Origin of the sequence: Solitalea koreensis, from assembly GCF_900182575.1 — a bacterium.
Classification (GTDB): Bacteria; Bacteroidota; Bacteroidia; order Sphingobacteriales; family Sphingobacteriaceae; genus Solitalea; species Solitalea koreensis.
The window spans coordinates 15,163-38,407 of the sequence record NZ_FXSZ01000005.1 but is presented as its reverse complement, the minus strand read 5'-3'; the positions used below and the strand labels follow the sequence as shown (position 1 = coordinate 38,407).

Annotated in this window: 20 protein-coding genes; 16 read left to right on the top strand and 4 right to left on the bottom strand. The window is 36.5% G+C overall.

What is annotated here, in order from left to right; all coding sequences use genetic code 11:
• The first annotated feature begins 74 nt into the window (after window positions 1–74).
• Window positions 75–929: a hypothetical protein gene (locus tag FN756_RS09080; protein ID WP_142603514.1), complete on the top strand. Its 855-nt coding sequence runs from the start codon at window positions 75–77 to the stop codon at window positions 927–929.
• 72 nt (window positions 930–1,001) lie between these two features.
• Here the strand turns inward: FN756_RS09080 and gyrB are convergent, their stop codons facing one another.
• Window positions 1,002–2,960, bottom strand: a complete 1,959-nt coding sequence (gene gyrB / locus FN756_RS09075) for a DNA topoisomerase (ATP-hydrolyzing) subunit B (protein ID WP_142603512.1) — start codon at window positions 2,958–2,960, stop codon at window positions 1,002–1,004.
• Window positions 2,961–3,162: 202 nt separating this feature from the next.
• Between gyrB and FN756_RS09070 the strand changes: the two genes are divergently transcribed.
• A complete protein-coding gene (locus FN756_RS09070; protein ID WP_142603510.1) occupies window positions 3,163–3,618 on the top strand; it encodes a QcrA and Rieske domain-containing protein in 456 nt (151 codons plus the stop codon).
• A 65-nt stretch (window positions 3,619–3,683) separates the two neighbouring features.
• Window positions 3,684–4,289, top strand: a complete 606-nt coding sequence (locus FN756_RS09065) for an OmpH family outer membrane protein (protein WP_142603508.1) — start codon at window positions 3,684–3,686, stop codon at window positions 4,287–4,289.
• 55 nt (window positions 4,290–4,344) lie between these two features.
• Here the strand turns inward: FN756_RS09065 and FN756_RS09060 are convergent, their stop codons facing one another.
• Entirely contained in the window at window positions 4,345–5,238 is an 894-nt protein-coding gene (locus FN756_RS09060) for a flavin reductase family protein (protein ID WP_142603506.1), read from the bottom strand.
• Window positions 5,239–5,320: 82 nt separating this feature from the next.
• Window positions 5,321–6,334, bottom strand: a complete 1,014-nt coding sequence (locus tag FN756_RS09055; RefSeq protein ID WP_142603504.1) for a fumarylacetoacetate hydrolase family protein — start codon at window positions 6,332–6,334, stop codon at window positions 5,321–5,323.
• A 311-nt stretch (window positions 6,335–6,645) separates the two neighbouring features.
• Between FN756_RS09055 and FN756_RS09050 the strand changes: the two genes are divergently transcribed.
• From FN756_RS09050 to rodA, 13 genes are all read left to right on the top strand, one after another.
• Window positions 6,646–7,812 carry a homogentisate 1,2-dioxygenase gene (locus FN756_RS09050; protein ID WP_142603503.1) on the top strand — a complete coding sequence of 389 codons (1,167 nt, stop codon included), beginning with the start codon at window positions 6,646–6,648 and terminating at the stop codon, window positions 7,810–7,812.
• A 153-nt stretch (window positions 7,813–7,965) separates the two neighbouring features.
• Window positions 7,966–9,117: a 4-hydroxyphenylpyruvate dioxygenase gene (gene hppD / locus FN756_RS09045; RefSeq protein WP_142603501.1), complete on the top strand. Its 1,152-nt coding sequence runs from the start codon at window positions 7,966–7,968 to the stop codon at window positions 9,115–9,117.
• Between the two features lie 331 nt (window positions 9,118–9,448).
• Entirely contained in the window at window positions 9,449–10,123 is a 675-nt protein-coding gene (locus FN756_RS09040; RefSeq protein WP_142603500.1) for a GntR family transcriptional regulator, read from the top strand.
• Between the two features lie 51 nt (window positions 10,124–10,174).
• Window positions 10,175–10,849 carry a GntR family transcriptional regulator gene (locus tag FN756_RS09035; RefSeq protein ID WP_142603498.1) on the top strand — a complete coding sequence of 225 codons (675 nt, stop codon included), beginning with the start codon at window positions 10,175–10,177 and terminating at the stop codon, window positions 10,847–10,849.
• 180 nt (window positions 10,850–11,029) lie between these two features.
• Window positions 11,030–11,701 (top strand): trimeric intracellular cation channel family protein, encoded by a 672-nt coding sequence (locus FN756_RS09030; protein ID WP_142603495.1) that lies wholly within the window; start codon window positions 11,030–11,032, stop codon window positions 11,699–11,701.
• Window positions 11,702–11,721: 20 nt separating this feature from the next.
• Window positions 11,722–13,617, top strand: a complete 1,896-nt coding sequence (locus FN756_RS09025) for a BamA/TamA family outer membrane protein (protein WP_142603493.1) — start codon at window positions 11,722–11,724, stop codon at window positions 13,615–13,617.
• 31 nt (window positions 13,618–13,648) lie between these two features.
• Complete coding sequence (locus FN756_RS09020; RefSeq protein ID WP_142603491.1) at window positions 13,649–14,350, top strand: potassium channel family protein; 702 nt, start codon at window positions 13,649–13,651, stop codon at window positions 14,348–14,350.
• 102 nt (window positions 14,351–14,452) lie between these two features.
• Entirely contained in the window at window positions 14,453–15,031 is a 579-nt protein-coding gene (gene purN, locus FN756_RS09015; RefSeq protein ID WP_142603489.1) for a phosphoribosylglycinamide formyltransferase, read from the top strand.
• Window positions 15,032–15,091: 60 nt separating this feature from the next.
• Window positions 15,092–16,618: a bifunctional phosphoribosylaminoimidazolecarboxamide formyltransferase/IMP cyclohydrolase gene (gene purH, locus FN756_RS09010; RefSeq protein ID WP_142603487.1), complete on the top strand. Its 1,527-nt coding sequence runs from the start codon at window positions 15,092–15,094 to the stop codon at window positions 16,616–16,618.
• Between the two features lie 134 nt (window positions 16,619–16,752).
• Window positions 16,753–17,775, top strand: coding sequence for a rod shape-determining protein (locus FN756_RS09005; RefSeq protein WP_142603485.1), 1,023 nt, complete (start codon window positions 16,753–16,755; stop codon window positions 17,773–17,775).
• 152 nt (window positions 17,776–17,927) lie between these two features.
• Window positions 17,928–18,770 (top strand): rod shape-determining protein MreC, encoded by an 843-nt coding sequence (gene mreC, locus FN756_RS09000; protein ID WP_142603483.1) that lies wholly within the window; start codon window positions 17,928–17,930, stop codon window positions 18,768–18,770.
• A 504-nt stretch (window positions 18,771–19,274) separates the two neighbouring features.
• Window positions 19,275–21,239 (top strand): penicillin-binding protein 2, encoded by a 1,965-nt coding sequence (mrdA, locus tag FN756_RS08990; protein WP_142603480.1) that lies wholly within the window; start codon window positions 19,275–19,277, stop codon window positions 21,237–21,239.
• Window positions 21,240–22,511: a rod shape-determining protein RodA gene (gene rodA, locus FN756_RS08985; RefSeq protein ID WP_142603478.1), complete on the top strand. Its 1,272-nt coding sequence runs from the start codon at window positions 21,240–21,242 to the stop codon at window positions 22,509–22,511.
• On the opposite strand, the gene FN756_RS08980 is transcribed toward rodA, so the two are convergent.
• Window positions 22,501–23,223 carry a hypothetical protein gene (locus tag FN756_RS08980; protein ID WP_142603476.1) on the bottom strand — a complete coding sequence of 241 codons (723 nt, stop codon included), beginning with the start codon at window positions 23,221–23,223 and terminating at the stop codon, window positions 22,501–22,503. The genes rodA and FN756_RS08980 overlap by 11 nt on opposite strands.
• Window positions 23,224–23,245 lie beyond the last annotated feature (22 nt).

The following is a 23,245-nucleotide window of genomic DNA, read 5'->3' as shown; positions in this document are numbered from 1 at the left end:
GATATCGTTAAAAAACAATAGGCGTTTTTTTTATAATCAATAGACTTTCAGTATATTAAGCAGAACTTCTCATAATGAAAAAGTTTTACTTAATACTTACTGCTTTATTCTTACCCATTTTTCTTTTCGCTCAGAACCTTAGTGGAACCTGGTCGGGTATCCTGAATCAAAAGCCGGGTGGCTATTCAGAAAAATATACTTATGAGCTAATTATCAAACAAAATGGAAATCAAATCACAGGTATTTCACGCACTTATATTGCGACTGAAGTGATTGCTCGTTTAATGGTATCAGGTAATTTTGACCATCATGTCATGAATTTATCAGAATCAGCAATATTAGAAGAAGTAAAACCCCTTGGGTGGGTGATATGTATCAAAACCATGGGCTTACTTTACATGAAAAAAGATGGCAAAGAATATTTACAAGGCAGCTGGGCAGGAATTGGAACAGACGGAGGGAAATGTTCCCCGGGTGCAATTTTTCTTACAAAAATCAACCAGGATACCACAGAGTTTCAAAAACCAACAGCCCCACCCTCCCCTACTCAACCAATTACCGCCAAAGTTGATCAACCTTCAACCACAAGAAGCATTGAGCCTGTGAAAACTCTGTTGCTTAAGAATAGAAACATTACGGTTACGATTACTGATTATGGAGAAATTGATGACGATACGATTACTGTTTTCTTAAATAAAAAAGAAATCCTAACAAAAGAGCGAATTTCAAAACAACCTATTCGCCTGCATTTGCAATTAACGCAAGCTCATAATGAACTGTTGCTTTATGCTGAAAATCTTGGACGTATTCCACCCAATACCTCCATCTTAAAAGTAACAGATGGATTAAAAACGTATCGAATTATTATGCAATCCAGCTTTCAGAAGAGTGGTGCTATTAATCTGAATTTGAAACCTATAAAAGAATAATGTCAATAAAAATGGCCACCAAAATTTGGCAGCCATCATCTTTATATGAATCGGAAATCAATGCAATCCTGATTAAACGTCAATTTTTGCATACTTTGCGTTCTTCTCAATAAACTCGCGACGAGGAGCAACCTCATCCCCCATTAACATAGAGAAAATATGGTCACATTCTGCAGCATTCTCAATCGTTACCTGACGCAAGGTACGGGTTTCAGGGTTCATGGTAGTACTCCATAATTGTTCGGAATTCATCTCTCCCAAACCTTTGTAACGCTGAATATGAACGCTATCTTCTTTACCTCCGCCCTTTAACCGATCAACGGCTGCAATTCGTTGCTCTTCGGTCCAGCAATATTCAGAATCCTTCCCCTTTTTAACAAGATATAACGGAGGGTAAGCAATGTAAATATATCCGAACTCGATCAGTTCTTTCATGTAACGGAAGAAGAACGTAAGAATAAGCGTTGTAATGTGCGACCCGTCGATATCAGCATCCGTCATGATAATGATCTTATGGTAGCGCAATTTCTCTATGTTCAATGCTTTTCCGTCTTCAAGAGTACCAATACTAACCCCCATGGCGGTAAACATATTCTTGATCTCATCGTTTTCATAGATCTTATACTCCATGGCCTTTTCCACGTTAAGGATTTTACCTTTCAATGGAAGAATAGCCTGATAAGCACGATTACGACCTTGCTTTGCAGTACCTCCCGCCGAATCACCCTCGACCAAATACAATTCGCAAACTGCAGGATCGTTTTCAGAACAATCGGAAAGTTTACCTGGTAAGCTGGTACTTGATAAAACATTCTTACGCTGTACCATTTCGCGGGCCTTACGCGCCGCAGAGCGAGCAGTAGCAGCAAGAATAACCTTCTGAACAATCATCCGGGCTTCTTTCGGATTCTCTTCCAGGTAATTGCTCAACATTTCACCTACCGCTTGGTCAACAGCACCGGTTACCTCATTGTTACCCAGTTTGGTTTTAGTTTGACCTTCAAATTGAGGTTCCTGTACCTTAACTGAAATTACTGCGGTTAAACCTTCGCGGAAGTCATCACCTGTAATTTCAACCTTCATATTCTTTAGCAAACCGTTTTTATCGGCATAAGCTTTAAGCGTACGCGTTAAACCACGGCGAAAACCGGCTACATGGGTACCACCTTCAATGGTATTAATATTATTTACGTAAGAATGAACATTTTCCGAGTAAGTGCTATTGTATTGAAGAGCTAGCTCAACCGGAATCCCTGATTTCATGCCCTCAATATAAATAGGCTCCGGAATCAAAGGTTCACGTGTGCCATCAAGGTAAGTGACAAACTCTTTTAATCCTCCTTCTGAATAGAAACTTTCAGTAAGAATAGTGCCATCTTCGCCCTCTTCACGTTCATCATAAAGCGTTAAACGAATACCTTTGTTCAGATAAGCTAATTCCCGCAAACGCGCAGAAAGCGTATCAAACTTATATTCAGTCGTTATTGTAAATATTTCTGGATCTGGATGAAAAGTAACTGTAGTACCCGAACTAACGGTATCACCAACAATTTTCACATCGAATTGCGGTTTACCCTGATGATATTCCTGCACCCAAATTTTTCCATCACGGTGAACTTCTGCCCTTAGCAAAGTTGAAAGCGCATTCACACAGGAAACCCCAACACCGTGTAACCCGCCGGATACCTTGTAAGTATCTTTATCGAATTTACCACCAGCATGGAGAACGGTCATTACTACTTCTAGTGCTGATCGCTTTTCTTTGGTATGCATTCCGGTTGGAATACCCCGGCCATTATCTTTAACTGTTATTGAATTATCTTTGTGGATAGTTACATGGATATCGTTACAATACCCGGCGAGTGCCTCATCTATCGAATTGTCAACGACCTCATAAACCAGGTGATGTAAACCTTTAAAACCTGTATCGCCGATGTACATCGCAGGTCGTTTCCTAACCGCCTCTAAACCTTCGAGTACCTGAATATTATCCGCTGAATAATTTGATTTGTCTTCTACTATTGCGCTCATTTTGGGATATTCATTTACAAAAAACCAAATTTACTTTTTTTGAGCCATAAGATGAAATTCATATGAACGAAATCCAAACTTTATTAAATCTAGGCAACCTTTCTGTTTTATTTCACGTAGTTTTTTTAACAACATACATATTTTTATTTCTACTTATTTTGTTTAAGCATGGAATTGTTCAACTAACAACCCTTTACCAACCATGAAAAGAAACGAATTTTTATCTAAACTAGGCATCGGTGCGGCAGTTGTTTGCACGGGAGGCCTCGTTGCTGCTTGTAGCAGTGGAAGTAATGCACCTACACCTGATCCAAAACCAGGCCCTGGAGCTGCAGGAGGCGACATTCCATTTTCTATCGACATCTCATCCTTAGCCAATGTTGGCAGCAACACCACCAAAAACGGTGTGCTTATTGGCCGTATTAATGCAGCAAATGCTGCTTCATCATTCATTGCCTTACAGGCTTCCTGTACGCATGAAGGCACTACCTTAACATTTGACGCTGCGAATCAGCGACTTCATTGCAATAACCATCAGAGCAACTTTGGTTTCAATGGCTCGGTAATTAACGGCCCTAATACCGGAGGCAATGTATCTGCACTCAAAAAATATGCTGTAACTCTAAGCGGAACTACCTTAACTATTTCAAATACCTAGTTTTTTTGAAAAAAATTCCTAAAACCGATTGATTATTTATATTTGCCGCAACGCAAATTAAACTCATGAATAAAAACTTTTCAACCCTAATCAAATCATTTTTTGGAATTGCGATTGTTGCTGTTATTGTATCAGCTTGTGATTCAAACAAAACTTCCAATACCGCTAAAACAGAATCTTCTCCTAAAAAAGATGAAGAGAAAAAGAGTGAACTCATTGTTTATGTAAACTCTGATTCTTTGCAAAAACATTACAATTACTTTACTGATGTAAAGAAGAAGTTAGACGATAAAAATATTGTTCGCCAACAACAGTTTGAAAGTAAAGGTCGTGCATTTCAACAGGATGTAGCACGTTACCAACAAAATGCCGGAAGTCTTACTGCTGAACAACGTCAGCAAACCGAGCAAATGCTAGGTAAGCGTCAGCAAGAAATTGGTGTATTGCAACAAAATCTTAGAGAGCAGGCGGCTAAAGAAGAACAGCAGGAAATCGAAATGCTTTATAATAAGATTACAGAATATCTTAAAAAATACTCAAAAGATCATGGTTATAAAATGGTTATTTCTTATTCAAAAGGCAATAGTTCAATTTTGTACGCTGATGAGAGCCTAGATGTAACTGCTGATGTATTAAAAGGTTTAAATGAAGAGTACAAAGGTGGTAAATAATTACTGACTACTTAAAAAAAGAGGCCGTCTAAAATAGACAGCCTCTTTTTTTGGCTTAAAGCGCCAACAATATTTTCCAGGCTTCGTGAACTTCGCCTTTATCTAACAATTCTTTAGCTTTTTTATGAAGATGAATTTCAAGAGAGTGCTTATCACCAATAAAGGCATCGAAAATCTCTTTGATCTCACCGTTCATTTTTAATGAATCAATTTCTTCATCACTCGGCAGTTTTTCTACGTTACCTAGTTGACCTAAATTATTTCCGGTCAGCACATTGCTATTACGAATTGCTGAAGGAATATTATCAACGCCGATACCCAGAGTCGTTAATGGTTTAGCTACATGAAATAACGATTCCGGGGTAACGCGAGCATACCAATCACCGCCTAACCGGGCAACTAAATCTAGTTTAGTTTGATCAATACCGGTTCCATCATCTTTCAAAATAGATTCGCTGATGTGCATTTTAATAATTTCGGCAAGAACTAAATTCCCCGCTCCTCCCTCGTTTCCTAATGAAATAATATCACGAACAATGCATTCCATTTGCACCGGCGATTCAGCAACCCGCATTGGTTTTACTAAATCAGATTTCAACATCGTAAAACCTGATTTCTCAAACTCATTTACTCCTTTGGCATATTCTGTACTGGCCAATGAGGTTTGTTGAACCATATCGTAAGTAACCATGTTAATCACCACCTCTTTTACGGCCTGCACATTTTGAAGTGTGTGTTTTGTGGTATTATCTCGTACTCTTCGCGCAGGAGAAAAGATACAAATAGGCGGATTAGAGCTAAAAAGATTAAAGAAACTAAAAGGACTTAAGTTATGATTACCTTCAGCATCGATAGTTGAAGCGAAGCAAATTGGACGAGGAGCAATAGCATGTTGTAAATAGTTTTGCGCTTCAGAGGGCTTAAGATCTTTGAGAATAAATGAACGCATTGTAAGAAAGTTATAAACCACAAAGCACACCAAGCAAGAATAAAGAAATTATCTTAGTGTACTTTGTGGTTAAATTTTAAAATTATGCCTGCACAGATGCAGTTTTTTTCATGTTAATGATCGAAAAATCGGTTTCTACTGCGGTAATGGTATTACTCAAACGACCAAGTCCGGTGATTTCCATTTCTACAATATCACCATTTTGTAACCACTGCTCTTTGTAATCAGGATTTTCAAGTTTACCTGTTCCATTCAACTCAAGGAAACAACCTGTACCCACCGTTCCTGAACCGATCACATCACCTGGAAGAATATCGGCTCCATAAGCACAACGTTCTACAATTTCAGCAAAGGTCCAATCCATATCAGCTACATTACCTTCAGAAACTTGAATTCCATTTACCCAACATTTCATATTCAAATTGTATTGCGCGCCAACATGACCTTCTTTTGTTGGAACACGATACGGTTCTAATTCATCAGGTGTCACCAACCATGGGCCGATAACGGTAGAGAAATCTTTCCCTTTAGCAGGACCAAGATTTAACAACATTTCTTCCATTTGCAACACACGCGCACTCATATCATTCATAATCATGTAACCTGCAATGTATTGGTCAGCTTCTGATGCTTTAATATTCCTACCTTTTTTACCAATTACAATTGCAGCCTCTAATTCAAAATCGAGCTTACGAAAATGATCCGGCATGCACTCAATTGCTCCCGGGCCTTGAATGGCGTTATGATTTGTAAAATAGAAGATTGGGTATTGATCAAACTCAGGAATCATTGGAACACCTCTGTTACGGCGGGCAGTAAATACGTGCTGACGGAAGGCATACCCATCTCGACAAGAAGTGGGGCGCGGAACAGGTGCCAATAATTCGAAGAACAACTCTTTACGAGCCTGCAATTTACCTGATTTAATATCAGCCTCAATTTGGCGGGCACGATCCATTACATCGTCACCACCTTCCAGAAACGCGATCATATTATCTGGAATTGCGTGATTGCAGTCATTCAGGTTATAAATATGGCCGTTAACAAAAATGCCTAAATGTTCACGGTCTTCAGTTTTATAGGTAACTAACTTCATATGTATGTTTAATTTTGGGAATTCAAAGCTATAAATTTTGCGCGAAGGCTGTATATTCATTGTTAATATAAAAAATCTTTATCTTAGATTTGCAGTTGTTTATATGAATATACTTGTAGCCATACTCATCACTTTAATGACCTACCAATGGGTAGTATCTCGCTATAGGTTTTTAATTCTATCGAAAATCGTTTTCGCTCAATATTCTCTTTAAGCCTTACTTCTTTGTAAATTTACTGTAAATCAATTATTTGCAGCCACCCTATACATTTAACTTTTTATAATAGTTTAATTTAACCAATTAATAAACTATGCCTATTTATCATACATTAGGATCAATTCCTGCAAAGCGTCATACTGTATTTCGCAAACCCGACGGCAAACTTTATGCAGAAGAACTGGTATCTACAGAAGGTTTTTCAAACCTTTATTCACTGGTTTATCACTGTCACCCGCCAACAATTGTAAAAGCGATGGGTGAACCGTATTCTGTTGAACCAAAAATTGCGCACAAAAAGCACTTAAAACATACCAGCTTAAAAGGATTTAAAATTCAACCTGAAGATGATTTCCTAAAAAGCAGAAAACCGGTTTTGGTAAATGACGACCTTCACATTTCGCTGGCAGCTCCTCGTAAATCAATGACTGATTATTTTTATAAGAATAGCCAGGCAGATGAACTGATCTTCGTTCATGTTGGTTCAGGAGTTCTAAAAACCGGCTTCGGGCAGATTAAATTTGAATACGGTGATTATTTGGTAATTCCTCGCGGAACCATTTACCAACTTCACTTTAACGATGAAGACAACCGTTTATTCATCACTGAGTCATTCAGCCCCATCCGTACACCAAAGCGTTATCGTAATGAATTCGGCCAATTGCTTGAACATTCTCCTTTCTGCGAACGCGACATTAAACGCCCTGAAAACTTAGAAACCTTTGACGAATACGGAGAATTTAAGGTATTGATTAAAAAACAAGGATTGATCTACCCTTATGTTTATGGTACTCATCCTTTTGATTTCATTGGATGGGATGGCTTCCATTACCCTTGGGCATTTTCAATTCATAACTTCGAACCAATTACAGGTCGTTTGCATCAACCGCCTCCAGTTCATCAAACTTTTGAAGCACACAATTTCGTGGTTTGCTCATTCTGTCCGCGTAAGTACGATTATCATCCGGAATCAATTCCTGCTCCTTACAATCATAGCAATGTAGATTCTGATGAGGTTTTATATTACGTAGACGGCGACTTTATGAGCCGTAAGAGTGTTGAAAAGGGGCAAATTACCTTACACCCTGGAGGTATTCCTCATGGACCACACCCAGGAACGGTTGAGAAAAGCATTGGTAAAGAATCAACAGAAGAGCTTGCGGTAATGATTGATCCATTCCGCCCATTAATGATCACTGAAGATGCTATAGCGATTGAAGATCCCGATTACTTTAAATCGTGGCAGGAAAACGTAGAATAATAACCAATTAATAAAAATGAGAAGATTAGCTTTTATGAGTGGTCATTTAGCCATGTGGTAGTTCTTTATTGAGAAGCAAGAAAAAGATTCAAAAAACAAAGACTAACAAAACAGCAATAATTCATTAACAACGCTTTCTAAAAAAATAATATTATGGCAACTGAAAAAGAAACCACCAATTTATTGGATCAACTTCATAAAGGACACAACCCAGCACAAGATTTTTTACCTCTCTTAGGTACTGACCACGTTGAATTTTATGTAGGTAACGCTAAACAATCAGCTTACTTCTACCAAGCAGCATTTGGGTATAAATTAATTGCCTACGCTGGCCCTGAAACCGGTGTTCGTGGAAAAGCCTCTTATGTACTGGAGCAAGGCAAAATTCGCTTAGTACTTACTACTTCATTCGATCCGGATGATGCTATTTCAGAACATGTTCGTTTACACGGTGATGGCGTAAAAGTATTAGCCTTATGGGTTGATGATGCTGAAAAAGCATTTGCTGAAACTACAAAACGCGGTGCTCAACCTGCATTCAAAACCAAAACTGTTTCTGATGAATTTGGTGAAGTAAAAATGTCGGCTATCCATACGTATGGTGAAACTATCCACACCTTTGTGGAGCGTAAAAACTACACTGGTGTATTTATGCCTGGTTATATGCCGGTTGATAAACCTATGTTAGCTCAACCTGTAGGTTTAAAATTCATTGATCACTGCGTTGGTAACGTAGGTTGGGGTGAAATGAATAAGTGGGTTAGTTTTTACGAAGACGTAATGGGCTTTAAATTGCTTATCACATTTGATGATCATGACATTTCAACCGAATACACTTCATTAATGTCGAAAGTGGTATCAAACGGAAGCGGTTACGTAAAATTCCCAATTAATGAACCGGCCGAAGGCAAAAAGAAGTCACAAATCGAAGAATATATTGACTATTATGGAGGGGCAGGCGTTCAACACCTTGCTTTAGCTACTGATAATATCATCGAAACCGTGTCAGAACTTCGTCGCCGTGGAGTGGAATTCTTAGTAGTTCCTGATACATACTACGATAATTTATTTGAGCGCGTAGGTAAGATCGATGAAGACATCCAGGCTATCAAAGATCTTAACATTCTTGTTGACCGCGACGAAGAAGGTTATTTATTACAAATTTTCACCAAACCGGTAGAAGATCGTCCTACTGTATTTTACGAAATCATTCAACGTAAAGGAGCGACCTCATTTGGTAAAGGAAACTTTAAGGCTTTGTTCGAAGCTATTGAATTAGAACAAGGTAAAAGAGGAAATTTATAAGCTTAATAATCCTAACAAAACGAAAGGCCTCACAATTGAGGCCTTTCGTTTTGTTTATACGTTCTGATGATTTATTATTTGGGCGCATTTTGCGATTCCACTGCGATTTTCTTTCTCTCATTTTAGCTTTAGCTGAGATGTAAACACCTTTTACTTTAAAGACCATCCCATCCTTTTCACCCCCAATTGCCCATTCAACATTTATAAACAGTAATGCAATAAGCAAAAAACAATTATAATTATACTTGGCCTTATAGTTTATTATTCTTAATCTTATTACATTCTGTTAATGATTTCATTGTAAGCCACAGTTATCTAATATCTAAACCACATGGATAAGAAGATTCAAGTCAGCACCCTATCTGAACAAATTGTTGAGAAACTAAAACTAGAAATAATTTCAGGCAAATTAAAAGAAGGAGAGCGTATACTTGAACAACAACTGGCCACAGAGTTTGGCGTAAGTCGAATTCCTGTACGTGAAGCATTGAAGACACTTGCCAGTGAAAACTTTATCACAATTCAGCCTTTTAAAGGAGCAATTGTAAAAGACGTTCAAATGCCGGATGTGGAGGAAACATTAAACATTCATCTTGCCCTCTTAGATTTAATTCGTGATAAAGTAAAAAACAAACTTACAATTGCTGATTTTGAAAAGGCTGATAAAATATTAGATGCGGTTGAAGCAAACACTGATTTTAGAAACTTTAAACGCTTAACCTGGGATTTTGCAGAAGTGATGTATGCTCCTTCGGGGCTTTCTCATACCATCGATATCCTAAAAGAAATTTATCAAATGTTTTCCAGGGCTACGGTTTTGTTAAAAAAATTCACATCCGAAGCCGCTTATCCACATACCACGAATCGTGAATTTTTAAACTTATGTAAAGAAGGCCATTATGACGAGGCTTTTGCGGTACGGAAACAGCATATTATAAAAGTAAGAGAAGAATATATGACGATTGTTAATAAATTACATTCTGAAAATGTAAGAATTACTGCTTAATTTAAAACAGTTGAACTACACTTAAGGTTACCCCTTACCATTTATTGAGAGATGAGCAAAAAACTTCAAATTAATACATTATCAGAGCAAATTGTTGAAAAAATAAAATTTGATATACTTTTAGGTGAACTAAAAGAAGGCGAACGTATCCTTGAGCATCGCTTAGCGGAAGATTTTGGAGTAAGCCGTATTCCTGTACGAGAAGCTTTAAAAGCATTAGCAAGTGAAAACTACATTACAATTTTACCATTTAAGGGTGCTATTGTAAAAGCCGTCGAACTCCCTGAAATTGAAGAAATTTTAAACATTCATATAGCTCTCTTGGATTTAATTTATGAAAAGGTAAAGAATAATTATACTAAAGAAGATTTTGACAAAGCTGAAAAAATGTTGGCGTTGAATGAAAAAACTACTGATTTCAGATCTTTTATGAGTTATACATGGTACTTCGCAGCGGCAATGTACGCACCTTCAAAACTGCATCATGCCATCGAGATCATTAAGGAAATCTATCAATTGATTGCTCGTGCTACAGGATTGCTCCAAAAATTTCTCGACCAAGGCAATTATTCTCATGCATCTAACCGTGATTTTTTAAATCTGTGTAAAGAAGGAAGATACGAAGAAGCTTTTCAGTCCAGAAAAAATCACCTTATTGAAGTGCGCAATAATTTAATGATTGCATTGAAAAAATTGCATTCAGAAAAAAAAGCAGCAATTGCTTAACTAACTGTATCAAAAATCCCCCGACTACTCAAACAGTCATTTTTTATTTTCATCCTATAAAAAAAGCAGACGAAGTGTACTTTTGAACCTAAAGTCATTTGCATGAAAGCAATTTTAACATTTCATATAAAATGGCAACCAAGAGAATACTGTATCTTGTAAGCATTAGCGGTTTAATTTATGGAAGAAGTAACCATCCAAGGCCAGTATCATTTACCTATTTGGTTTGACTTATTTGCCACCTTTCTATTTGCTTTTGTGGGTTCTGTAAAGGCCGTAGAAAAGGGTTATGATTTTATTGGAGTATATGTATTGGCTTTTGTAACCAGTGTTGGTGGTGGCTTGATAAGAGATGTACTACTTCAACACGGTCCTCCGGTAGTATTACAAGATTATAGATACCTCTTAACAGTACTTATTTCAGGCACTGTTGGAATATTTTTTTATACGCAAGTACATCGCTTGCAGCGAACTATTACACTTGTTGATTCATTATCATTAGGAATTTATGCGGTTTATGGAACACAAAAAACTATCTATTTGGGATTAAGCCCAGTTACTGCTCTTATAATTGGGTTTATCAATGCAGTTGGAGGAGGATTAATAAGAGATGTTTTAACCAAAGATGAAATCAAACTTTTTAAACCCGGACGATTCTATTCGGTAGCATCCTTACTTGCCATTGTTACATTCCTTATAATAGGAGGCTTTTTGCATTTCCACGCTAAAACAGCAGCCATAATTTCAATTACATGCTCTTTCGCGCTAAGATTTCTTGCAGTAAAATACAACTGGCGAACAATTGCCATTAAACGGGCTTTCAAAAACAATTGGTTTCGAAAAGAGTCTTAACTTAACCGTTTATTTGAGATATGAGGCTATTTTTTATTAAAACTTCCACTTTTTGTAGTTTTTTAGGGATAGTCCTTTTGATTTTTTGTCACACCACTACTTTTGCTCAAGGCAAATACAACCCCAATCACCCATTAACCAGTGTTTTCTCAAAAGAAGACACTTTGCCGGCTAAAAATGGGTGGATAGATTCAATTACTAGCAAAAGATTTATACGACAACAACTTTTAAAGTTTGCCGGCCGATCTGATACCGGAGATGCAGCACTCAAAGAAAGTAGCGTTAAACCCTTTTTACCGTTTAATGAAAAAATAATTAGAACAATTGTTTTCCTACAAGTGAGTGTATTCGGTATTGAGATAGATACTGTTAAAAATTTCTCCGAACGTGTAAAGAATTTCCTTGAACCATTACATTCTTCTACAAAAAGATCCATACTGCAACAGTCGTTATTTTTTAAAAAATTCGACAGGCTAGACCCTGTTAAAATGTCTGATAATGAACGGTACATTCGTGATTTACCGTTTATCCACGATGCACGTATTTTTGTTGATCTTACCGAATCATGCACTGACTCGGTGGATGTTCTGGTTACAACCCGGGATGTGTTTGGATTGGGTGTTTCTCTTGGTTACAGTAATTCCCAAAATATAAAACTCAGTGTTTTTAATGCTAATTTAGGCGGACGAGGACAGCGTCTACAATTTGCTGTTCAATGGAATACTGTCCGAAATCCTACCTGGGGTACAGCTGCTTTCTATTCCAAAAGCAATATTTCAGGTTCATTTGTCGATGCAACAATTGGCTATTCCCATTTAAATGATCAAGGACAAATTGACACGGGTGTTTACGAAAATACCTATTACATCCGGCTGAACCGGCCTCTATATTCTTCCAAAGCTCATTTTACGGGTGGTTTCAATTATAATTATAATAATTCAATGAATATAAACTCATTACCAATTGATCAATTCAGGAATTACAATTATAGATCTTTTGATATTTGGGGAGGATGGGCATTTAAATTCGGCAGTCATAATCAACGTGACTCCTTAAATCTAAAGAGAAAAGCTATTACTGCTAAATATTATCAACGTAATTTTGGAGAAATGCCAAGGCAACCGCAATTTGCCTTGGATCCAAACTACAATAATTGGAGATACAATTTATATCAGTTTATTCTATTCAAACAAGATTACTACAAAGGTCGATTCATTTACGGATTTGGGAGGACTGAAGACGTTCCCTATGGATACACACTGACCTTTACAGGAGGAATAGAAGAACGGTTAAACAGGAAACGAATTTACGAAGCAGCGGAGTTTGAAAATTTAAAAGTGTTTAGAAAAGGGAATTTTCTTTACAACTATATTGGCGTAGGTGGCTTTTTCTATAAAGGCTGGGAAGACGGAGTGATTTCGGCCAGAACGGAATACTATTCAACATTAATGAAATTGGGTAAATTCAGACTCCGACAAATTAGTAGCCTGAGTTACATTGATTGTGTTGATCCCGCTATTTACAAACCGGTAAATATTAATCAGGAAAATGGAATCATGGGCCTCTATTCTACACGAATAAATAATTATCAACGTTTGAACATTCGCACTGAATCGTCAATATTTACGCCCTATAGCCTACTTGATTTTAAGATTAACTTTTTTGGACTATTCCAACTGTCACAAATTGGGAGAAATGATGAACTTGTTTTAGCGCAAAAATTTTATTCTGTAATTGGTGCAGGTATTCGAATCCGGAATGAAAACTTAGTATTACGCACATTAAAAATCGGGGTTTACTTCTATCCTTTTGCTCCCAATGAAGTCAATAATGTTGTATTTGATCTTAATACTGAAATACCATTTCATTTCCGTACTACAGCTATTCGGGAGCCCTCATTTATTCCATTCAATTAAAAATTGCCAACCTATTATGATTTAGCAAAAAATGATAAATAGAACTCTAAATAAATTAATTCGGTACTGGTCGCGTGATGAAAGTCTATCTATACTTTTGGCATTGTTAATTGTACTCATCTTTATTATTTCACCTTTTTCTTATTTAGGATTCGTAAGTTCTGTTGCACTTACCGTCTTATTTACATTGATTCTAATAACTGGCGTTTTTTCTGTATCCAACAATAGAAACTTTCGTTGGCCAGCAGTGATTTTTGCATTATTATGTTTTGTGGTAAGATGTAATAGCCTGCTTTTCTTTAATGTTTATCTCACCCGACTTGACTACTTTTTGTCCATCCTCTTTTTTATATTATTATCATTAATTATAATAAAACGCATTTTTTTTGAAGGAGATATTACCATTCATCGTATTCAGGGTTCAATAGCTGTCTATTTATTAATTGGTTTAATATTTACCTATTGTTACTTGTTGACCTTTTCTTTAGTACCTGATTCATTTAATTTACCTCCTATTAAAACCAATCGCGAAAGCATGTTGGGAGCCTTTGTATATTTCAGTTTTGTAACTCTTACCACAACAGGATTTGGTGACATTACCCCTAATCATCAGATTTCACAATCGTTAGTACTGATGGAAGCATTAACTGGTCAATTATTCCCTGCCATTCTTATAGCAAGACTTGTTTCGATGGAAATAAGTACCCGCTATAATAAGGATAATCAAAAGTAATAAGTACACCCTTTTACTCACGAAAATAGAAATGGTTTAGTTATGAACTGCTTTTTTTGTATTATTACCTCGACTTAACCCTACTTAATAACCAAAATTTAAATTGTGAAGAGAATTGCCATTTTTGCATCTGGCTCAGGATCGAACGCTCAAAAGATTATCGAACACTTCAAAAAGAATCCTGAAGTTGAAGTATCCATCGTATTAGCAAATCGGCCTGATGCTTATGTATTACAACGAGCCGATAATTTTGAAATCCCTACTCATGTATTTGATCGCGAAGAATTTACTACCAGTGATTCGGTAGTTAATCTTTTAACAAATCTCAATATAGATCTTGTTGTATTAGCAGGTTTCTTATGGCTTATTCCAACAAATATGATAGAGGCATTTCCCAATCGGATTGTTAACATTCATCCGGCGCTTTTACCTAAGTTTGGGGGTAAAGGTATGTACGGAATGAAAGTTCATAAAGCAGTTTTAAACGCAGGTGAAAATGAATCGGGCATAACAATTCATTATGTAAATGCCGAATTTGATGAGGGTGAAATTATCTATCAGGCAAAATATAAAATTGAAAAGGGAGATGACGTTGATATGATTGCTTACAAGGGCCAACAACTGGAGCATCAATACTACCCAAAAGTCATCGAAAATCTATTGAAAAAATTATCGAAATAATTAATAAACAGCTAGTTTATCGCGAATAATTTTTCTAATTTTGCGCCTTGAAATTTTAAAATGAACCAGTCTGTTAGAATCAAAAACGCTTTAATTTCAGTTTATTACAAAGACAATTTAGAGCCCATCATCCACGAATTAAGTCGATTAGGTATTACCATTTTCTCTACGGGAGGAACTGAAAGTTTCATTCGGGAACTTGGTGTTGATGTTACACCAGTTGAAAACATGACCTCATACCCTTCTATTTTAGGTGGCAGAGTAAAAACCCTTCATCCAAAAATCTTCGGAGGCATATTATCTCGTCGTGAAAACGAATCTGATAAAGGACAATTAGCCGAGTACCAAATCCCTGAAATCGATTTAGTAATTGTAGATCTTTATCCATTTGAAGAAACGGTAGCCTCAGGAGCTTCTGAACAAGACATTATTGAGAAAATTGACATTGGTGGCATTTCTCTTATCAGAGCTGCCGCTAAAAATCATAAAGACGTAATCATTGTTGCTTCAAAAAATGACTATGGTTTCGTTGAAAATATTTTAAAAACCCAGGATGGTGTTTCAAGCATTGAACAACGTAAAGAATTGGCTAAACGCGCATTCAATGTTTCTTCGCACTATGATTCAGCTATCTTTAACTACTTCAATCAGCAAGAACCTTTGAATGTATTTAAACAAAGCGTTCAATCATCTTCAGTACTACGTTACGGTGAAAATCCTCATCAGCAAGGTGTTTTTTATGGTGATTTGGATGCTATGTTCGATAAACTGAACGGCAAAGAGCTTTCATATAACAATTTAGTAGATGTGGATGCAGCGGTTCAATTGATTGCTGAATTTACTGAACCTACATTTGCGATTCTTAAACATAACAACGCTTGTGGAGTAGCAACTCGCCCTACCTTAATTGATGCCTGGAAAACAGCTTTGGCTTGTGATCCGGTTTCTGCTTTTGGCGGCGTACTTATTACCAACCAAACAGTTGACGCTGAAACTGCTACAGAAATCAATAAATTATTCTTTGAAGTGTTAATTGCTCCAGCATATACCGAAGATGCAATTAAAGTTATCACAGAGAAGAAAAATCGTATTATTTTACGTCAAAAACCAGTTGAATTATCAACTAAGCAATTTAAAACATTGCTTAATGGTGTAATCGAGCAAGATAAAGACCTTTCAATGGAAGGACCAGAGCAAATGCGAACAGTTACCACTACCGCACCGACTTCTCAAGCCTTAAAAGATCTTTTCTTTGCAAATAAATTAGTAAAACATACTAAATCGAACACAATTGTGTTAGTTAAAGACGATGTTTTATTAGCCAGCGGTGTTGGACAAACTTCGCGTGTTGATGCATTGAAGCAAGCAATCTTAAAAGCTGAAACTTTTGGATTTGATTTGAAAGGTGCTGTAATGGCATCTGACGCTTTCTTCCCATTTGCTGATTGTGTAGAAATTGCTCATCAGGCGGGAATTATTGCAGTGGTACAACCAGGCGGATCGATTAAAGACAATGACTCTATTGAATACTGTAATGCAAATAATCTTGCTATGGTATTTACCGGAATACGCCACTTTAAACATTAAAATAGAATCCTTTACAAAAGGATTCTATTTTAATAATATAAATTAACAATTGGTTAGTTTTTTTATTAGACTACTTTTTGTTTTTTAACTATTTTGTATAAGATTTTTGTAATCATTTGAAGAAATAAAATTTAATGGGACTTTTTAATTTTTTTACCCAAGAAATTGCTATCGATTTGGGTACCGCCAATACCCTTATCATTCACAACGATAAAGTCGTTGTTGATGAACCATCAATTGTTGCTATTGACCGTAAAAGCGGCAAAATGATTGCAATTGGTCGCCAAGCCATGCAAATGGATGGTAAAACTCACGAAAACATTAAAACAGTTCGTCCTTTAAAAGACGGTGTAATTGCCGACTTTGATGCCGCCGAACACATGATCCGTGGGTTTATTAAAATGATCAATGGGGGTAAAGGATGGCTGTTCCCATCTCTTCGTATGGTTATTTGTATTCCTTCTGGTATTACCGAAGTTGAGAAACGTGCTGTACGTGACTCAGCGGAAATTGCCGGAGCAAAAGAAGTTTATTTAATTCATGAGCCTATGGCTGCTGCTATCGGTATCGGTATTGATGTTGAAGAGCCTATGGGTAATATGATTATTGATATTGGCGGTGGTACTACTGAAATTGCTGTTATTGCTCTTGGAGGTATTGTATGTGATCAATCCATCCGTGTAGCGGGTGATAACTTTGACGCAGATATTGTAAACTACATGCGCCGTCAACATAATATTCTTATCGGTGATCGTACAGCTGAAAAAATCAAAATTGAAGTAGGTTCTGCCTTATCGGAACTACAAGATATACCTGCTGATTTCGCTGTTCAGGGTCGTGATTTAATGACTGGTGTACCTAAACAAATCATGGTTTCATATACTGAAATTGCTCATTGTTTAGATAAATCCATTTCTAAAATCGAAGAAGCCATTTTGAAAGCATTGGAGATTACGCCTCCTGAGCTTTCTGCAGATATTTTCCAAACCGGTATTTATTTAACCGGAGGAGGCGCTTTGTTGCGTGGTTTAGATAAACGTGTTGCAGCTAAAACAAAATTACCTGTTCACGTTGCTGAAGATCCGTTACGTGCGGTTGTACGCGGTACAGGTATCGCACTTAAAAACATTGAAAACTTCAGATTCTTAATGCCTTAACAAATAATAAAGGAATGAGAGAAGGATAGAAATTAGCGTATGACTGAATGATAGTATGACATATAATAAGCAAAGAATTGTCCTTCTATCATTCAAACATTTTATCATTCTCTCATTCTTTTATTCAATCATAAACACATTATACCAACCCGATGCGTAACCTTTGGCTCTTTATTGTTCGATTTCACGCATTTTTTCTCTTCATTATATTCGAGGCTATAGCTTTAATTTTATTGGTTAAAAACAATAATTACCAGAAAGCCACGGTAGTAAATTCGTCAAACCAATACATCGGCAATATTTATCAAACAGCAAATAACATTTCTAGTTATTTACAATTAGGCCGTGTTAACGACAGCCTATCAGTTGAAAACACCACCCTTCGTAATCAATTGCGTTCTGTTTACTACAATGATTCATTAAGTAAGAAAACTGTTCGTGATACCATAAAAGCTGACTCCAACCTCATTCGCCAATATACCTACATTAATGCTAAGGTAATTAACAACACTATCAGCTATCAAAGTAATTATATCACTTTAAATCGCGGTAGCCGTCATGGGGTAAAAGCAGGCATGGGTGTTATTTGTCCAGATGGAATTGTAGGGATTGTAAAAGATGTTTCGGACCATTTTTGTACGGTAGTGTCCTTACTTCATAAAGACATGAAGATAAGTGCGAAACTATTAACAACCAATGAAATTGGTTCAATTGTTTGGGATGGTAAAAATCCTAGAATAGCAATTTTAAAAGAAATTCCTAATCACGTTGTTATCAAAGTAGGTGAAAAAGTAGTTACTACCGGTTATTCCCTTTTTCCTGAAGATGTAATGATTGGTAAAGTTATCAGTCAACCGCTAAAAGCAGGCGAAAGCCTATTAAATGTACAAGTATTATTATCAACTGATTTTCAACGCTTACAATATGTATATATCGTTGAAGATAAATTAAGTGCAGAAAAACAAAAACTCGAAGAACCCTTGACCCATGATTAAGCCGCTACTAGTAAATATTTTTCGGTTCGTGTTTTTGGTAGTATTGCAGGTATTTTTCCTGCCTAATTTATCAGTTTACAATTTAGCCATACCTTTTTTGTATGTCTTGTTTATTCTACTTTTACCAATAGACATTTCCATTTTCTTGCTCTATATTTTAAGCTTTTTAATGGGCTTTACTATTGATGCATTTTCTAATACCATAGGATTACATACTGCATCGTGTATATTTTTGGCTTTTTGTAGGATAAATGTGCTTAAAGTAATGGTGCCGAAAGGAAATGAGTTTTTCCCTGAACCCTCTATAAAAAATTTTGGTTTCCGTTGGTTCATTACTTACTGTTCAATTTTGGTTTTACTACACCATTTGTTTCTTTTCAACGTTGAATATTTCAGAATATCAGAGTTTTTCTCCGTTTCTTTAAAAGCAATAATTAGTGGAATTTATACCTTATTTTTGATTGTACTCAGCCAATATTTATTTGGCAGTAGAAAAATGCGCTAATGAACAGTTTTTTTCAACGTAAATACATTATACAAGGAATTTTTCTTTCAGTAGTTTTCATACTCATTGCCCGGTTATTTTACATACAAATAATCGATGATCGGTATCTTGATTTTGCAAACAACAATGTACTTCGCCGTATTATAGTTTATCCTCCCAGAGGTATCATTTATGATCGAAAAGATAATATTCTGGTGCAAAATGAGCCGGTATATGATCTTATGATCGTTCCTAAAAGTGTAAAACCTTTCGATACACTTGAATTATGTAGCCTTATCGACATTACGAAAGAAAACTTTATTGAGAAGTTCACCAAGGCAAAGAATTTTTCTCCTGTAAAAGCCTCCCTGTTTGAGAAACAGCTATCAGCTGAAACTTACGCTCGATTACAGGAACGATTATTTCAATTTCCAGGTTTTTTCGTACAAAACCGAACCTTAAGGAAGTATCCCGATCCAATCGCGGCTCATGTGCTTGGATATATTGGAGAGGTAAACGAAAAAGTGATTGAAGCATCAAAGGGTGATTATCGCCAAGGTGATTACATTGGAATTAGTGGCATTGAGCGCTCGTACGAAACATTATTACGTGGCCAGCGAGGTATTAAACGCATTATGGTTGATGTATTCAACCGGGAACAAGGACCTTTCAATGAAGGAAAATATGATACGGCGGCTGTTGCCGGAGATCGTATGGTCACTTCTTTAGATGCTAAACTTCAACAGTATGGTGAAAAATTGATGCAGAATAAGCTGGGATCAATTGTTGCCATTGAACCAGCGTCAGGAGAAGTTCTATCCTTTATCAGCAGTCCTACTTATGATCCGAACTTATTGGTTGGCCGTATTCGTGGAAACAATTATATAAAACTCCTGCGTAATCCCTTAAAGCCACTGTTTATTCGTCCTATACAAGCTTTGTATCCACCAGGATCCATCTTTAAAACCGTAATGGCATTAGTGGGTCAACAAGAAGGATTACTTAATCCGAATACCACCTTTACCTGTAATGGTGCAGCTTATGTAGGAAGAAAAAGATTAGGATGTACACACCATCATGGCACCTTAAATTTAATGGGATCAATACAAATGTCATGTAATGCCTATTATGGTTATGCCTATCAAAGAATGATTGATCAAAGCCCTTATGGTTCTCCGGAAAATGCCTATCAGGTATGGCGTGATCATGTGGCTAAGTTTGGAATTGGCAGTAAACTAGGTATTGACCTTCCTCATGAATTAAAAGGATTATTACCATCAACAACAATGTACGATAAATGGTATGGCAAAAACCATTGGAGTGCTTCAACTGTCCTTTCATTAGCTATTGGCCAGGGAGAATTGGGCGTTACACCCTTACAGATGGCTAATATTACGGCGATTCTTGCCAATCGTGGATTTTATTATAAACCCCATTTGGTAAAAGCAATTGGAGAAAAAAAGGTTATTAGGCCTGAGTTTACACAAAAAAACTATGTTGGAATCGATCCTCAATACTTTCCGGTAGTAATTGATGGTATGCAACGGGTAGTGGATGCGGGAACCGGAACAATTGCCAAAATACCTGATATTGTTATTTGCGGAAAAACGGGTACGGTAGAAAACCCACACGGGAAAGATCACTCTGTCTTTTTTGCGTTTGCGCCTCGCGAAAATCCCAAAATTGCCATTGCCGTTATTGTTGAAAATGCCGGATTTGGAGCAACCTGGGCAGCGCCAATTGCCAGTTTAATGATCGAAAAATATTTGCGCGATTCAATTACCCGTCCTAAATCTTATGAAGATCGCATTATAAATGCTAGCTTATTGCCGGGTGATGTGTTTAATGCTTCTGGAAATGTTAAGAAAGAAGAAAAAGCAAAAGATAGTAAAACAGTAACGAAATCATCTATCATCACTCAACCCAAAACTGAACAAAAACTAAGCAAACCGAGTGTAAAATCCGAAAAAGCACCTATAAATTAAATGAATAATAACCGCCAACAAACAAGTCCGTTCTATAATGTTGATTGGACAACAATTGCCATTTACATTGCTTTGGTATTGATTGGCTGGCTCAATATATATGCTGCAGTTTTTGATGTGGAACATAGCAGCATATTTGATATTACAAGAAATTACGGAAAACAGCTTATTTGGATAGGAACTTCCGGAATAATCATTACTGCTATTCTTCTAATTGATTCTAAGTTTTTTAATTTCTCAGCGTATGGATTTTACGGAATTACAATCATATTATTGGTTGCTGTATTATTTGTAGGGAAATTGGTTGGGGGTAACCGTGCATGGTTTGAATTCGGTAGCTTTAGATTACAGCCTGCAGAATTTGCAAAAGTAGCAGCTTGCCTTTCTTTAGCGCGCTTTTTGGGTTCTAACAATATCAAACTAACCGATTTCAAAGATCAACTAAAATCATTCAGTATTATCTTTTTCCCTGTTGCCCTTATTCTTCTTCAACCAGATATGGGTTCAGCATTAGTATTCTTCTCATTCTTTCTGGTTTTATATAGAGAAGGGTTACCATCATTTTATTTAATTTTTGGTTTCTGTACTGCAGTATTATTTGTTCTTGCATTGCTAATGCCTATAGCCTACATTCTTTCGGCTTTGGCTTTGGTTGCCGCTTACTTCTTATGGAATAACCGCAGAACTAAAAAGTATTATTTTCTGATTATTGCCAGTTTTATACTTTCCATCATAGTTGTAACAGGTGTGAATTACGTATTCAACAACGTTTTAATGCCTCACCAACGAGATCGTATCGATTTGCTTTTAGGCAGAAAAGTAGATCCTAAAGGTATAGGTTACAATGTCAACCAATCAAAGATCGCCATTGGTTCCGGTCAGTTCCTTGGCAAAGGATTTTTAAAAGGAACCCAAACCAAGTATGATTTCGTGCCGGAACAAAGTACTGACTTTATCTTCTGTACCGTTGGTGAGGAATGGGGATTTGTTGGGGCAACTGTAGTTTTAGGTTTATATACTGCACTGTTAATGCGAATCATTCAACTGGCAGAACGCCAGCGCTCTACATTTTCACGCGTATATGGCTATGGAGTAGCATCTATCATCTTCTTCCATATTTTTATTAATGTGGGGATGACAATAGGCATTATACCTGTTATTGGCATCCCTTTACCATTTATCAGCTATGGAGGTTCCTCGTTGTGGAGTTTTACTATTCTGTTGTTTGTATTGATAAAGCTGGATACAAATCGAAATGGGATTATCCGGTAAATCGTTTATTCAAAATGGTTAAAAACTTTTCAGCGATTTCTTGTTTATTATTCCATTCGTAAGCCGTCATTAATTCATTTTTAATGAAAGTACGAGCTTCATTAATGGTTGATAGTGTATTAATTTGATCGAGGGATTGATCATAGGCTTTTTGATCATTATTGAACAGCGTTTTTATAAAAGTGAACTTTTCGTTCAACCCAATTCCTGCTCTAATATCTTTCACTTGTTTCTGAACAGATTCATTTACATGCTGTTTCCCTATTTTTAGCTGTGCTAAACTGTCGTTTACACTGTTTTTTTCATCCTGATAACGAGAATTGATTTCTGCTCTAACAGTTTCTATGTTAATTATTTGAGGAGTAGATAAAACTTTACTTTCTAAATTGACTTTTGAATTGTCTATTTCCGAAGTTTGAGTTGCAACAAAACTTTCAGGTTCAATCTTATTTTGTACTGTGTCAACCAATGAACTAGTGGTATCCTTTAATGCTAATTCTTCCGCCTCTTTGACTTTTTCAATTACTATTGTTTCTTGATTTATTAATTTTTTCAGAATATCGACATGCTGATTAAGGTAAACAGCATTAGCCGCAAATAACTCAAGGTCAATTTCACTTACTTTATCTTGTAGTTGGTTTATAGTTACATACTCATTTCGCAACTCCATTAAAACGGAACCGATCTTTTCTATAATATTTTCTTTAGTCATGACGCCTATTTATACTTGAACG

Coding starts and splice junctions, on each gene's coding strand:
- FN756_RS09080 (WP_142603514.1), top strand. CDS start 75: ATGAAAAAGTTTTACTTAATACTTACTGCTTTATTCTTACCCATTTTT.
- gyrB (WP_142603512.1), bottom strand. CDS start 2,960: ATGAGCGCAATAGTAGAAGACAAATCAAATTATTCAGCGGATAATATT.
- FN756_RS09070 (WP_142603510.1), top strand. CDS start 3,163: ATGAAAAGAAACGAATTTTTATCTAAACTAGGCATCGGTGCGGCAGTT.
- FN756_RS09065 (WP_142603508.1), top strand. CDS start 3,684: ATGAATAAAAACTTTTCAACCCTAATCAAATCATTTTTTGGAATTGCG.
- FN756_RS09060 (WP_142603506.1), bottom strand. CDS start 5,238: ATGCGTTCATTTATTCTCAAAGATCTTAAGCCCTCTGAAGCGCAAAAC.
- FN756_RS09055 (WP_142603504.1), bottom strand. CDS start 6,334: ATGAAGTTAGTTACCTATAAAACTGAAGACCGTGAACATTTAGGCATT.
- FN756_RS09050 (WP_142603503.1), top strand. CDS start 6,646: ATGCCTATTTATCATACATTAGGATCAATTCCTGCAAAGCGTCATACT.
- hppD (WP_142603501.1), top strand. CDS start 7,966: ATGGCAACTGAAAAAGAAACCACCAATTTATTGGATCAACTTCATAAA.
- FN756_RS09040 (WP_142603500.1), top strand. CDS start 9,449: ATGGATAAGAAGATTCAAGTCAGCACCCTATCTGAACAAATTGTTGAG.
- FN756_RS09035 (WP_142603498.1), top strand. CDS start 10,175: ATGAGCAAAAAACTTCAAATTAATACATTATCAGAGCAAATTGTTGAA.
- FN756_RS09030 (WP_142603495.1), top strand. CDS start 11,030: ATGGAAGAAGTAACCATCCAAGGCCAGTATCATTTACCTATTTGGTTT.
- FN756_RS09025 (WP_142603493.1), top strand. CDS start 11,722: ATGAGGCTATTTTTTATTAAAACTTCCACTTTTTGTAGTTTTTTAGGG.
- FN756_RS09020 (WP_142603491.1), top strand. CDS start 13,649: ATGATAAATAGAACTCTAAATAAATTAATTCGGTACTGGTCGCGTGAT.
- purH (WP_142603487.1), top strand. CDS start 15,092: ATGAACCAGTCTGTTAGAATCAAAAACGCTTTAATTTCAGTTTATTAC.
- FN756_RS09005 (WP_142603485.1), top strand. CDS start 16,753: ATGGGACTTTTTAATTTTTTTACCCAAGAAATTGCTATCGATTTGGGT.
- mreC (WP_142603483.1), top strand. CDS start 17,928: ATGCGTAACCTTTGGCTCTTTATTGTTCGATTTCACGCATTTTTTCTC.
- mrdA (WP_142603480.1), top strand. CDS start 19,275: ATGAACAGTTTTTTTCAACGTAAATACATTATACAAGGAATTTTTCTT.
- rodA (WP_142603478.1), top strand. CDS start 21,240: ATGAATAATAACCGCCAACAAACAAGTCCGTTCTATAATGTTGATTGG.
- FN756_RS08980 (WP_142603476.1), bottom strand. CDS start 23,223: ATGACTAAAGAAAATATTATAGAAAAGATCGGTTCCGTTTTAATGGAG.